This window comes from Corynebacterium sp. HMSC05D08 (assembly GCF_001807215.1).
Classification (GTDB): Bacteria; Actinomycetota; Actinomycetes; order Mycobacteriales; family Mycobacteriaceae; genus Corynebacterium; species Corynebacterium striatum.
This window is the reverse complement of sequence record NZ_KV788350.1, coordinates 134,187-146,646: the sequence shown is the minus strand read 5'-3', so window position 1 is coordinate 146,646 and position 12,460 is coordinate 134,187. Positions and strand designations below refer to the sequence as shown.

Here is a 12,460-nt window from a genome sequence, read left to right as displayed (position 1 = left end):
GATCCCTGTCGGGGGCACAATTTCTCCCCTCGCTTTCTCGGCGTTCAACCCCAGCAGGCGAGGGTTTTACCTTCGCCCCTTATCTTTCAACTCATAGTTAAGAGTTCAGACATTAGGCAGACTTTAGGTCAAAGACAGCGAATTCTTTTCAATCTATTTCGATAGGAATCCCCCTGCCGCTCGAAGTCAAAGAATCATTCCTAAGAATGATCCCGCGGGCTGTAAGGTCAGGGCCATGGATTCGACGTCTCGTCCGAAGCAGGCCTACCTCTCGTTTATCGCAACCGCGTTAGCGTTCTTCGTGGTGCCGGGGATTGTGGGCGCGGCTCTTAGTGGGGGTACAGCGACTGTGTCCATGCTGGTGCTGCTGCCAGTGATGGCGTTGGCATTGGGCATGCTGGATGGCCGGCTCTTCCGCTATACGCTGTCCTTTCCGCTCATTGCGGCTTTTATGTTCTGGCTTTCTACCAAGGTCTACTACAACACCGCTACGTGGATTTACGCAGTTGAAGTCGTCCTGCTTGCTTGGTTGGGCAGCTGGTTAACAGGAAGGAAGGCCTAGATCATGGAAACGTGGACTCTTGACCATCCGGAGGCCGGAAAACTCGAAGTCACGGTCGGCCCAGATGTGGAGTTTGCTGAAGCTTATGAAGACTGGCCGCAAGAACCGAGCGAGCAAGAATACACCGCCCTGGACGCCAACATGCCGCTTAAAGAAAGAATCCGGGCATTCATTAATAATCCACCTATTCGCGTGCAAGTTTGCCTCGATAGCGAAGTCCTTGGAAGGTACACCTCGTTGTCTTCGGCGCGAGTGGCACTAAAACAAATCGATACCGACGAGCTACGCAGCATAGAGCTTGTCAACCGCACGAAGCCGCACCTCAAGCTCCACGCGAATGCCCTCGACGAGTTGATCGAGGTGACCTATCACAACGGCTCAGAGGTGGTCGAGTTTGAGCCACCAGCTGGCAGCCGTGGAGCGCAGCGTCGCGAAGAGATGGAGCAAAGCCCCGTTAAACGCGTGGCCTATCCCCTTCTTGCAGGCCTTGGTAAAGGCGGATGGGCGTTGGCTGTTATCGTGCTCGGCCCAATCCTGCGCAAGCTTTTCGACTTGCTGCCTATCCCCGACATCGACTGGCCAGATCTGCCAGATCTCCCCGAGCTTCCCCAAATCCATCTGCCAACCATCAGTATCGATTGGCCAGACATCAACTGGCCGAACATCAATTTCCCTGACCTCCCGCCGCTGCCCGAGTGGATGGTTTTCTTGCTCAATAACTCGAAGGTGTGGGTGCCCATCGTCATCGGTATCGCCTTCGGCGTGATATCCATGCGCAACCACAAAAAGTCCGAACGGCATAAGAGGCAATGGCAGGACGGCGGCGAAATCGACGCGGAGGTCCACGATGACCATGACCAGTTCCTGCGCCTCGAGTCCGGCCAGGGCCGCATCATGATTGGTGAAGACAAGAACAACCTGGACATCGACCAGGTAGTCGAAGACGACTTTGCCGTCTTCGTACCAGCTGGCAAGTGGCACAACTTCGTCAACGAGGGTTCCGAGCCGGTAAAGCTCTACTCCATCTACGCCGCCCCGGATCACGTTTAGGGCACCATCCACGAGACCAAGGAAGACGCGGACAACGATCCGAACGAGCAGCACTAATTGCGGCAGGCTTTAAAAACAACAATATGGCGGTCCAGAAGATGGGCCGCCATTTTAATATTTAGCTATTGAGCTTTGAGTTCTCCAAGTACTACTTGATGAATGGGTTTACGATCTCCTGGGTGATATCAAGGGTGCCGTGCTCGATGTAGTACATTCCGAGGAACATGGCGGTAACCAGAACGAATGCGAAAAGCATGTTAGGGATCCACTGGACAAACACGGAAACCCAGCCGTCAGCCTTGTCACGTGCAGCTGCTTCGCGCTGTTCCTGTGCCTCGTATTCGTTCATAATCCGTTGTTTCCTTTCACTGCGCCTGAATCCGCTAGGCACACTCCGCCTAGCAAGAGAAATCACTGCGGATAACTTTAGCAGTAGATCGTTATGAATTCGTAGTTATCCACCGTTTTATTGACACCGAATTGGCAAGATTTACACTCCGGGGTCTTCATTGTTCTCTAACGCCTCCACGAAGGCGTCCCTATCAGCGAACATACGGTTTATATCTGCCTCTGCGCCGACTATCCAGTGGCCCGATTCCTCGTCGAAAGTAATCGCGGCATCAGGATACTTGTCGAGGGCTTCCTCCATCGCAGCGGACTCCGCTTCAGAGGCAGTGCCATTCAGGTGCGACTCGGGATCTCCTAGCCCGTCTAGGACCGCAACGTTATAAATCGGGTACTGCGACTTGGGATGCTCAAAGAGCTCTTGCCCCATCATGGTGATTCCTCCCTTAGGTGGTGATTGCCCCACAAAACACTAAAGCAGGTAAGAGCCTGCTGAGATAACTAATTCTTTTCATCCACGGTGCACCTGCCATGCAGCAGTTCGTCCGGAACGAAGCCGTCATACCCAGGCACGTTGTTGACTGCGAGAATTCCCTGGAAGAAATTAACAAGGGATGGAATGTCCTTCTCGTTGAGATGGTCAAAGACTATGCGGCGCACAGACTCTACGTGTTCGGGCACGGCGCGTTCGAGACGCTCAAGGCCCTCATCGGTAATACGAACGATGACGCCTCGCGCATCACCGACGCTCTTGGACTTTGTGACCAAACCACGCTTTTCCATACGCGTTACTTGGTGGGAGGTACGTGAACGGTCCCACTCCAAGTCCGCGCAAAGCTCACGCAAACGCAGCTCATTGCCTTCTGCCTCGGAAAGTGCAACGAGAACGGCGAACTCTGACATTGAGACCTCGCCCCCAGCCATGAGGGTTTCCTCCATGCCGCGGTTAATCTTGCGAATAGAACCGAGGATGAGGCGCCACAGCTCTTGCTCTTCTTCGTTTAGCCACCGAGTTTCTGTAGTCATGTCAACAACTTTACACATTCGTTTAGGTATTAGAAAGCTATCCCTTTAACGCTTCTATATCCAGTTCTACCCTGCTGGGTACACGTGCATATCGCTGTGGCATGCATGTTAACACCAATACTTGGGAGTGCTTGGCCACTTGAGCAAACAACGTGGCCATAAGGTTGAGTCGAGTCGAGTCGGTAGATCCAAGAGCATCGTCAACAATAACGGGTACTCCGTCATCTTGCACCAATCCCGCTATTGCAAAGCGCGTAAGAATGGCCATCTGTTCCTTGGCCCCGCCCGAGAGGGAACCAAGATCTACGGTCTGACCATCGCGGCTGCGCGCCGTGACCACAAGCTCCTCAGAGAGTTCGAAATCCACGTCGCCACCGAAAACCTTACGGGCGAGCCCGTTGAGCTTGGTGACGAAGGGTTGCGCGTAGCGCTGACGTGCCGCATCGCGGTGCGTGAGCAAGAGCTCCCGCAGGTATCGCGCTGCGTTGGCACGCTTTTCCACCGCGGCCAGCACTTCCCGAGCAATCTCCAGTTCTGCGTTCGCAGATTCGAGCCGTTCCGCCACGCCCGAGTGCATCTCGATGCGGCCGGAGTATTCACGCATATCACCATCCGCATCGTGCACGGTGTTGTGCAGGCTCCGGACCTCTTCCTTAACCCCCTCATAAAGCGCAAACACAGTATCGACGTCCACGGCGCTAAGTTCGGCCAAGACTCCGCGTTGCCGGGTGAGCTTCTCCTCCGCCGCTGCAACCGCAGAGTCCAGCGCCGCGTCCGTTGCCACTTCCCTAGCCTTCTGCAGCGCTGCGTCGGCTGAATCATGATGTTCGACGGCCGCCTCATGACGAGCCTGGGCACCGGCCAACACCGCTGCTGTCGAACTCTCCCGGTACGGAGCAAGTTCCTTCTCAGCGCCGGTTACAGCAACGCGTGCCGCCTCCTCTGCTGCCTCCGCATCCACCAAAGAAACTTGGTCCTGCTCGCCCTGTTCCTCCAGCTCTGCTACCCCTTCAAAGCTGTCCGCTTGGGCCGCATGTCGGGCTTCTAGCTCGCCCAAATCATCGGCGCCAAGAGCAGCCTTAAGCTCCCGCTGTGCCTGCTCCACGGCACTGCGCAAACGCTGGTACTCGTCGTTTTTCGCGCGGGCTTCCTCGACCGACTCGCAGCCGGCCGCATCCAAAAGTTCCGCGAGCCGGGCCCGCACATGTTGCAGGGTATCTTCTGATGCCTCACCTGCGCCAGCTTGATACGTCGCGCGCAACGCGCCGAACTCGAAGGCCATTCCGTCGCGCAGCTGAACGGTGGCACCTGCATCGGTAGCCTCACTGCCAGTTTCGGAAGGCACATTTCGCTCTTCACCGTCGACGACGAAGGCGCCCTCACCGCTAAACACGAGCTTGGCAGCGGCAGCGGCGTGAACCCGTTCCTGGACGGTTACCTCAGTGGCTGCTTGTTCAAGCGCGCGCAGATCGCCCACCTCAGGCGCCTCGGCAAGTTGGCTGCGGCGGCGCTTGAGCTCAGCGTCGAGTTCCTTTAGCCCCGCAAGGCGCTGCCCCAACGCTTCCCACTGCTTTTTCTCATGGAAGCGGCGCGCAAGCTGCAGTTGCTTGCGGGCAGCTTCATAAGACTTCTGTGCCTCGGCGAGCTTGCCTGCAAGCTGCTCACGGACTTCCTCTTCCTGCGCGGTGCTCAGTTTAAGCTCCTCGACCTTGGCCGCCAAGGCCTCGACTGCCTCTGCTGCGCTTGCCACGTCCTGTGCCATCGCGCGGCGCCGCTCCACGGCCTCGCGTGCAGTCTCCAGTTCCGCCTCGACACGGGAAAGCTCTGCTTTTTGAGCCTCGATCTTCTCCAGTGCTGCTCTAGCCTCCGCGACCTCAGTTTCGCGCTGGGCGAGTTCTGTCTCAGCGGCCGGCAAAGCCTGCTCAGCCTCCGCCTTGGCTTGCTGGGCAGCTTCGTGTTTGATCACGACGTCGTCAAGTTGGCGTAATGCCTGCTCAGCATCTTGTTGCACGGACTCGGCCTCGCTCACCCGGGTCTGCGCGTCCTTGTATTCCTTGGCCGGCGCCCCGGTCCGTGCGGTGAAGTACTTCTCGTATTCCTTCTGTACTCGCGTGATGAGCTCGGAGTCCTCGGCCACAGCGGTGTCCATCCCGGAAGCAGATTCCAGCGCACTGGTCACCGATGGAATGCCGACCGCAGCCACGCCGGAACCTAGGTCATCCTGGCGCAGGAAGAGGGCGTCGAGAAGCTGGCGATCCAGATGCTCTGAGAGGATTCGGTCGAGCTCGTCATCGGCCGCGCCACCGGTAAATTGCGCGGGGCGTGGTTCAAGAACGTGGAGCTCAGAGATCTTCTTCTTCAGCCACCGCTTGTGAATGCGGAAGCGATACGGGCCCACGGTCGCCTCAAGTCTGACCTCTGGTGATGCGTCGCGATGCACCGGCTTGAGCGCCTTAATCTTCTTCGAGGCGCCCGAGTGCTTCTCCGTCAGTACGGTGTCAATGGCCTCAACGATGGTGGACTTTCCGGCCTCGTTCTCACCGTGGATGACCACCACGCCTGTTTCCGGAAGCTCGTCGACGCGCAGGTGCTCAACGCCGCGGACGTTGTGGATCTCGATGGAGTGAAGTCGCATCATGGCCTAGGCCTCCTTTGCGGTAAGTCGGAACAACAGGTTGGCGGCATCACGCGCAACCGGGTCATGAAGATTGCCCACCAGGTCGGCCAAAGCATCGGCGGCAAATCCATGCAGGTCAAGGTTGGCCAGCTCCTCCTCCGACGGGGCAAGGTGCAAATCCATGGTGCGCTCACGCGGGCGCAGCGAGGCAAACACCGGCTCCAGATCCGCCAGTCCCTGCTCGAGCCGCGCCTGCGCCTCCAGCCCCACGGTGCCGCGCAAGCCATATTTCACAGCCGTGCGCCTCTTGTACGGCAGCTCATCGACTTCCTTCAAGAAACGCTCCACGTCTTCCATGGAGTTCACGTCGGCCTCCAGCGCCCGGAAGTGCCAGCGGCCCACGCGATGCTTGACGACGTCGACCTCTCCCCCGTCGACCGTCACTATCAGCGCATTGCCTGAGCCACGCTCGCGGTCATCAAAGGCGGTGGTCTCAGGGCTGCCGGAGAACCATACCCGGCCGCTTGAGCCCAGCTCCTGCGTGGAGTGGGTATCCCCGAGGGCCAAGTAATCAATGACGCCCGCCTCGATTTGTTCCTCCACGAAGCGCAGATCGATGACGTCCGCTTCCGAATCGCGCGCCTCGACCTGGCCGTGACCTACCGCAATACGCACGCCGTCGTATGGCTCCAGCGGGGCAAGCGCCTCGCGCACCAAGTCATAGTTGGCCCGCTTGGTCAGATACGGGGCGCCAACGATTTCTACTCCAGGACGAAACTCAATGGGTGCAAAGTCCGCGATGACGTGAACATTGTCAGCAAATGGCTTGCGCAACACCGAATCAGCCACGAGTGGATCGTGGTTGCCGGGCAAGAGGTAGACCGGCACCGGCAGGTTGCGGAAGGTCTCCTTCGCGCGGCTCAACGTGTTCTTGCTCAACGCATTATGCTCGAAGACATCACCGGCCACGACGATGAACTCCGCGCCCGTCTCGCGCGCCAGCTCGCCAAGACGCACCACGGACTCCATGCGGTCGTCGTTAAAGCGTGCCTGGGCTTCCCCCTCCAGAAACCACCGCGTCATGCCTAACTGGAAATCAGAAGTATGAATGAACTTGACCATGAGTTTCCCCCTTTTAAGAATCAGTGCGTCAGATGATAGTAGAGGTCCTCGACATCAGAGACCGCTCGAAGCAAATCTATGTTCGTATGGCTTACTGCACGCATGGCTTTTCGCAGCAACTCTGGGTCCGAATCATCCACGGCCGGCGCCACCTTTGGCCGCGGCATATCGGGCAGTTGCCGCCCGCCCCAGAACAGCTCATTGCGCTCCTCGGTAGAAAGCCCCGCTCCAGCAAAACTATCCTCCGAGACAGCCTTGGCCTGTTCCATCACGGACTGCTCAAGGCGTCCAAAGTCGAGCCCACGCAGGGCAAAGACGACGGAGGAATCCGCGTCGATGCGGGTAGCCAAGCGGTCCGCCACCGCGATCACGTGCTTACACACGTACTCCGGGTCCGGGCAGGTGCAGGAAAAGCGCATGTCGCTTGGGTCCTCAGCGATGAGGATGTCGAGCGCTTCCTCGCTAAGCAGGCCGTCGCGCGCATTAGCAATGGAGTTCGGCGTGCGGGCAAACATCTGGCTCAGCGTCGCGATGTCATCATTAGTGCGATACGGCACCTGAATGAGGACGGTAAAGGGCTCGTTCTGCGAGCCGGCCACCTTGCCGTGAACGGCACCGTTGCGCACGTCCAGGCCCACAACATGACCGCCAGTTGCGTATTGCCGGCCGCGCGTAATGCGCCCGCTGTCCGCGTCCTTGTTCACAAAGGACACGATGCGCGTGGCAGCCGGAGACATGCTGTGCACGCGCGAGACGCGGCCTACCTCCTCCGGGGAGGTCACGCGTTTGCGCGCACCAAAGTTGGCGTAGATGACGTTATCTTCTGAGCCCTTGCCGGAATTACCCGAGGTATAGCGCGCCATTAGTCAGCCTCCTTGTAGCTCATCAACTGGGCCAGCTGCTCGGGATCGAGTTCCGTGAGCCAGCCCTCGCCCTCGCCCACCACGGCGCCAGCAAGATGCATCTTGCCGTCGAGGATGTCCTGAATAGACTCCTCCAAAGTACCGGCGGTGATCATCTTGTACACCTGCACGTTGCGCTGCTGACCAATGCGGAACGCGCGGTCGGTGGCTTGGTTCTCCACGGCCGGATTCCACCAGCGGTCCATGTGCACGACAATCGACGCCGCCGTCAGGTTCAGGCCCGTGCCACCCGCCTTGAGCGAGAGAATCATCGCCGGCGGGCCGTCCGGGGATTGGAAATCTTCCACCATCTGGTCGCGTTTGTTCTTGGTCACGCCACCGTGCAGGAAAGGAATCTCGCGCCCTAACTGCTGGGTGAGATAAGGCTGCAAGATGTCACCGAATGCCTTGTACTGCGTGAACACGAGGATGCGCTCCTCAGACTCAATCGCCTGGTCCACGATCCGCATAAGCTCCTCGACCTTGCCCGAGCGATGCTTGCCCTTCAACGTGACCGAGGAACCGTCGCCCAGGTAGTGCGCCGGATGGTTACAAATCTGCTTGATGCGAGTCAAAGACGCTAACACCAGGCCGCGCCGCGACATGCCCTCGCGTGTCTCCAGTGCCTTTTGCACGTCGTCGACAAGCGCCTTGTACAAGGCCGCCTGCTCGGGGGTCATCGCGACGGTGATGATCTGCTCGGACTTCTCCGGCAGGTCATCGATGATACTCGGGTCCGTCTTCAGGCGACGCAAGATAAACGGCGCGGTAAGCAGGCGCAGGCGCTCGGCCATGGTGTCGTCGTTCTCGCGCTCGATGGCCTTGGCAAAGTGATTGCGGAAGAAGGACGCGCTGCCCAGCACGCCAGGATTACAGAAGTCCAGGATGGAGCGCATCTCAGAGAGGCGGTTCTCCACCGGCGTGCCTGTTAGCGCAATGCGGTGGCGCGACGGCAGCGAACGCACGGCTTTCGACGAGCGCGTGGCCGCGTTCTTGATCGCCTGCGCCTCGTCGAGCACCACGCGATCCCACTCGACCTTGCCCAGCGTGAGGAAGTCGCGTCCCACGGTGCCGTAGGAGGTAATGACGAGGTCTGCGGACTCGGCGGCCTTGACCAGCTCTGTCTCTTTAAGTCGGTTCGAACCATGCTGGACCAGCACCTTCAGGTGCGGGACGAACTTCGCGGCCTCGCGCGCCCAGTTGCCCACCACGGAGGTAGGCGCCACCACGAGGGTGGGCTTGACCTCGGGGTTATCTTGATGCTCGACAGCAAGCAGGGTTAGCAACTGCAGGGTCTTCCCCAAGCCCATGTCGTCGGCCAGCACCGCGCCAATATTGTTGCGGGACATCCAATAAAGCCAATCCACGCCGCGCCGCTGGTACTCGCGCAGCTCGGCATTGACGGTTTCTGGAATCTCGATGCGCGCGGGTGCCACGGTGTCCATGCCGCCCAGCAGCGAAGCGTGCCACGTCGAGCCGGTGAACTCCACCGGTTCTTCAGCCATGGATTGCAAGGCCAGCTCGCGCAGCTCCGCCACGGAAACCTGCGCGGTCTCACCGTCGTTGAACTCTTTGAGCCGTTTTTCGACGTCCGCCACCAACGCCTGCCAGCCCGGTTGCTCCAGCTTCCGCGCCATCTCTGCGGCAGCGGCCAGGCGCTCGAGCTCCTTCTGTTTGCGCTTGCGAGCCGTCTCCGCGAGCTTGTCCATATACTCCGAGATCTTGGACAGCGCCTGCGTGTCAGCCATGACCCATTCGCCGCGGAGGCGAATAAGCCCGGACTTAGACTGCACCAGCTGGCGCATCTCTTCTTCGCTCAGATCGGTGTCGCCTACGGACAGGTGCCAGTCATATTCCACCAGCTTGTCCATGCCCAAGTGCGCCTTGGTAGAGCCCTCAGCGGGATCGCGGACCTCGCGGGTCTCCAGCTTGGCCTTGGTCTCCATGTGTGCCCATGCCTTGGGCAGCATGACGGTAAAGCCAGCCGCCTTGAGTGCGGACACGTCCTTGGCGATGAACTCCACCAAATCATCAGTGCCCAGGAATACGTCCCAGTCACCCGCGTCATAGTCAGGGATTCCGGAGGACTCGCGCAGGCGCGGCGCCAAGGTCAGGGCCTTGCGCTGTGAGTTCCGTAGCTTCTCCACGCTGCCCCTATCGAGCTGATCCAACACGATGGGCTGTGGTGCGTCGGTGCCGGAGCGCACCTGCACGCGAATCGGCCACACTGAGGTCTCAGGGTCCTCATCCTTGGGCGGCTCCTCCACGATGAAGACGAGCTGCAGGTCCACCGAAGTAATCGAGTCTTTCCACTCGTTGAGGCCGCGCAGCAGCTGCGCACGACCCTTTTTCACTGGCGACGTCGTCAGCATCGCCTGCGCAAAGTCGTGCCACGGTGCCGGGCGCGGGGCGTCGGCAAGCGGGCGTAAAACCATAAACGCAATCCAGTGCGTCAGCTCATCCGCCATGTCATCGGACAAGGCCCTGTTATTAATTGTCAGAATGCCAGGCGCCGCCGCGAGCATCTCCGCGAGCCAGCCACGCTCACCCAAACCAGAGGCCAGCTGCCACATGGGGTACCACTCGCCTGCCTGGTAGGCCAAGCGGATCGTCACACGTCCGGCACGCACAAACTTGCTAAGTCCACGGTAGACGCGAATAAGCCACAGCAGGTCTGGGGCGATGGTTGCCTTCTGCTCGGGCGTGGCGGCCTGACTTAGGGAATCGAGGAACTCCAGCTTGGCCAGAGTGGCCACGGCCTCCTCGGGCGCAAACATCGCCATGGGCACCATGAGGGAGACGTCCTTGCCCTTGGGCGTGCGCAAGGAAACTCGCGCTCGATTACGGAAGGATTTCTTGCCCAAAATTGTTTCGACTGCCTCAGGAAAGGTCCCTTCGGGAACGGCGGAAGGCATAACAATTTTGTGCCCTTCTACCTGCTCAATCCATAGACTAAGTCCCGAAACTGGGAGCCACAGGCCATGGATAAGGTAAGAAGCCATAGCTACCAGTCTAGCAGCGCACCATTTGGGGGCATGTTTTGAGGTTTTCGAGCAATTATTGCCGCCGAACGCAATCGTTATCTCCTCGTTATAACTTTGCGTTTACACTGTTAAAACATTACAACCAGCTGTGCGCAGGGCAGCTTCTTGCCAACAAATCCCCAGAAAAGCATTGGGTTGTTACCCACGTCTCGTTAACGTGGGATGGTCCTACTCTCAAACTACGAGGAGAAATCAGTGCAAGATTCCACCTGGTACGTCGTGGCGATGATTATCTATCTGCTCGCGATGGCCGCCATCGGTTTCTGGAGCTACAAGCAAACAGATCAGTATGACGACTATGTTCTCGGCGGCCGTGGGTTGCACCCGTTCGTTGCAGCATTGTCTGCTGGCGCATCCGACATGTCCGGCTGGCTGCTCATGGGCCTGCCCGGCGCCCTGTTCCTGACAGGCATGTCTGAGCTATGGATGGCCATCGGCCTACTGGTTGGCGCATGGGCCAACTGGAAGTGGGTGGCGCCGCGTCTGCGCTCTTACTCTGAGATTGCCGGCAACTCGATTACGGTGCCGTCCTTCTTCGAAAACCGCCTCCACGACAAGTCCCGTCTGCTGCGTGTTCTTTCCGCGGCGATCATCATCTTCTTCTTCACCTTCTATGTCTCTTCGGGCATGGTCTCGGGTGGCCGCTACTTCGAGTCGACCTTCGGCGGCGACTACCTCGTCGGCATGCTCATCGTCGCGGCAGTGACGGTGTTCTACACCTTCGTGGGCGGCTTCCTTGCTGTTTCCTACACCGATACCGTGCAGGGCTTGCTCATGTTCGCTTCTCTCATCATCGTCCCGATTATGGCCATCATGGCCTTGGACGACCCAGGCCAGATCTTCAGCTTCGCCGCTAACAATCCCTACGCCACGGGCGGTGTGATTGAGAACCCCAACTACTTCTCGCTCTTCTCCGGTGTTTCTGCCGCGGTCATCATCGGCAACCTGGCGTGGGGCCTGGGCTACTTTGGACAGCCGCACATCATCGTGCGCTTCATGGCACTGCGCAAGCCTTCCGACGCCCGCGCCGGCCGCTTCTACGGCATCGGCTGGATGCTGCTTTCCCTGATCGGCGCCGTCTTCGTTGCGCTGGCCGGCACGGTTTTCTTCACCCAGACCAACCACTCCATCACCGACCAGGAAAACTACGAGACCATCTTCCTGGACATGGCGCAGGTCATGTTCCACCCACTGTTCGCAGGCCTGGTTCTGACTGCAGTTCTGGCAGCAATCATGTCCACCATGTCCTCCCAGATGCTCGTGGTTTCCACCTCGCTGATTGAGGATCTGTTCCTCATCTTCGCAAAGAAGAAGCCATCCCAGGACGTGCTGATCAACCTCTCTCGCACTGCGGTTGTGGGCATCGCGGTCATCGCGGCAGTCCTGGCGATTAATCCTTCCGATTCCATCCTGGGCTTGGTCGGCTTCGCTTGGGCTGGCTTCGGCTCCGCATTCGGCCCGCTGGTGCTGCTGTCCCTGTACTGGAAGCGCCTGAACTCCACCGGCGCGATTGCCGGTATGGTGACCGGTGCCATCGTGGCTATCGGCTGGGGCATGTCGCCGCTTTCCGACGCCCTTTATGAGCTCGTCCCAGGCTTTGCCATCTCCCTTATCACCACGGTTGTGGTCTCCTTGGTCACCAAGGCTCCAGAGCCAAAGGTTATGGCCGAGTTCGAGGAAGCCTCCAAGCTTGCCAAACTGGTGGAAGAAAACAAGAACTTAGACTTCGAGCAAGCTGCTGAGCAGGTTCAGAAGTAACTTCCCCCCACAAGCTTCTATAGCCACGGAACCG

General features: G+C 59.0%; 9 protein-coding genes and 1 pseudogene. 3 read left to right on the top strand and 7 right to left on the bottom strand.

Annotated features, from left to right (window positions below; translation table 11 throughout):
- Window positions 1-235 precede the first annotated feature (235 nt).
- Together HMPREF3148_RS10330 and HMPREF3148_RS13885 are read left to right on the top strand one after the other, a co-directional pair.
- The gene (locus tag HMPREF3148_RS10330; RefSeq protein WP_049166722.1) at window positions 236-562 is read left to right on the top strand and encodes a hypothetical protein; all 327 of its coding nucleotides are present in this window, start codon (window positions 236-238) and stop codon (window positions 560-562) included.
- Between the two features lie 819 nt (window positions 563-1,381).
- Window positions 1,382-1,612, top strand: a pseudogene (locus tag HMPREF3148_RS13885) (cupin domain-containing protein); the annotation flags it as partial.
- A 148-nt stretch (window positions 1,613-1,760) separates the two neighbouring features.
- Here the strand turns inward: HMPREF3148_RS13885 and HMPREF3148_RS10320 are convergent.
- From HMPREF3148_RS10320 to HMPREF3148_RS10290, 7 genes are all read right to left on the bottom strand, one after another.
- Window positions 1,761-1,961 carry a hypothetical protein gene (locus tag HMPREF3148_RS10320; RefSeq protein WP_005531992.1) on the bottom strand — a complete coding sequence of 67 codons (201 nt, stop codon included), beginning with the start codon at window positions 1,959-1,961 and terminating at the stop codon, window positions 1,761-1,763.
- 141 nt (window positions 1,962-2,102) lie between these two features.
- A complete protein-coding gene (locus HMPREF3148_RS10315; RefSeq protein WP_005531991.1) occupies window positions 2,103-2,390 on the bottom strand; it encodes a hypothetical protein in 288 nt (95 codons plus the stop codon).
- A 68-nt stretch (window positions 2,391-2,458) separates the two neighbouring features.
- Complete coding sequence (locus HMPREF3148_RS10310) at window positions 2,459-2,983, bottom strand: MarR family winged helix-turn-helix transcriptional regulator (protein WP_034657594.1); 525 nt, start codon at window positions 2,981-2,983, stop codon at window positions 2,459-2,461.
- Window positions 2,984-3,020: 37 nt separating this feature from the next.
- Entirely contained in the window at window positions 3,021-5,621 is a 2,601-nt protein-coding gene (locus tag HMPREF3148_RS10305; protein ID WP_049166724.1) for an AAA family ATPase, read from the bottom strand.
- Between the two features lie 3 nt (window positions 5,622-5,624).
- Window positions 5,625-6,722: a metallophosphoesterase family protein gene (locus tag HMPREF3148_RS10300; protein WP_049166725.1), complete on the bottom strand. Its 1,098-nt coding sequence runs from the start codon at window positions 6,720-6,722 to the stop codon at window positions 5,625-5,627.
- Between the two features lie 20 nt (window positions 6,723-6,742).
- Window positions 6,743-7,585 (bottom strand): SWIM zinc finger family protein, encoded by an 843-nt coding sequence (locus HMPREF3148_RS10295; protein WP_005531981.1) that lies wholly within the window; start codon window positions 7,583-7,585, stop codon window positions 6,743-6,745.
- Window positions 7,585-10,626 (bottom strand): DEAD/DEAH box helicase, encoded by a 3,042-nt coding sequence (locus HMPREF3148_RS10290; RefSeq protein WP_049166726.1) that lies wholly within the window; start codon window positions 10,624-10,626, stop codon window positions 7,585-7,587. Before HMPREF3148_RS10290 ends, HMPREF3148_RS10295 begins: the two co-directional genes overlap by 1 nt.
- A gap of 237 nt (window positions 10,627-10,863) precedes the next feature.
- Here HMPREF3148_RS10290 and putP point away from each other — a divergent pair, with 237 nt between their 5' ends.
- Window positions 10,864-12,426, top strand: coding sequence for a sodium/proline symporter PutP (gene putP, locus HMPREF3148_RS10285; protein ID WP_070509092.1), 1,563 nt, complete (start codon window positions 10,864-10,866; stop codon window positions 12,424-12,426).
- Window positions 12,427-12,460: the final 34 nt, after the last annotated feature.

What these genes read in the sequence shown, in the direction of transcription:
- HMPREF3148_RS10315 (WP_005531991.1), bottom strand. Translation starts at nt 2,390, where the DNA reads ATGATGGGGCAAGAGCTCTTTGAGCATCCCAAGTCGCAGTACCCGATT.
- HMPREF3148_RS10320 (WP_005531992.1), bottom strand. Translation starts at nt 1,961, where the DNA reads ATGAACGAATACGAGGCACAGGAACAGCGCGAAGCAGCTGCACGTGAC.
- HMPREF3148_RS10330 (WP_049166722.1), top strand. Translation starts at nt 236, where the DNA reads ATGGATTCGACGTCTCGTCCGAAGCAGGCCTACCTCTCGTTTATCGCA.
- HMPREF3148_RS10290 (WP_049166726.1), bottom strand. Translation starts at nt 10,626, where the DNA reads ATGGCTTCTTACCTTATCCATGGCCTGTGGCTCCCAGTTTCGGGACTT.
- HMPREF3148_RS10310 (WP_034657594.1), bottom strand. Translation starts at nt 2,983, where the DNA reads ATGACTACAGAAACTCGGTGGCTAAACGAAGAAGAGCAAGAGCTGTGG.
- HMPREF3148_RS10300 (WP_049166725.1), bottom strand. Translation starts at nt 6,722, where the DNA reads ATGGTCAAGTTCATTCATACTTCTGATTTCCAGTTAGGCATGACGCGG.
- HMPREF3148_RS10295 (WP_005531981.1), bottom strand. Translation starts at nt 7,585, where the DNA reads ATGGCGCGCTATACCTCGGGTAATTCCGGCAAGGGCTCAGAAGATAAC.
- HMPREF3148_RS10305 (WP_049166724.1), bottom strand. Translation starts at nt 5,621, where the DNA reads ATGATGCGACTTCACTCCATCGAGATCCACAACGTCCGCGGCGTTGAG.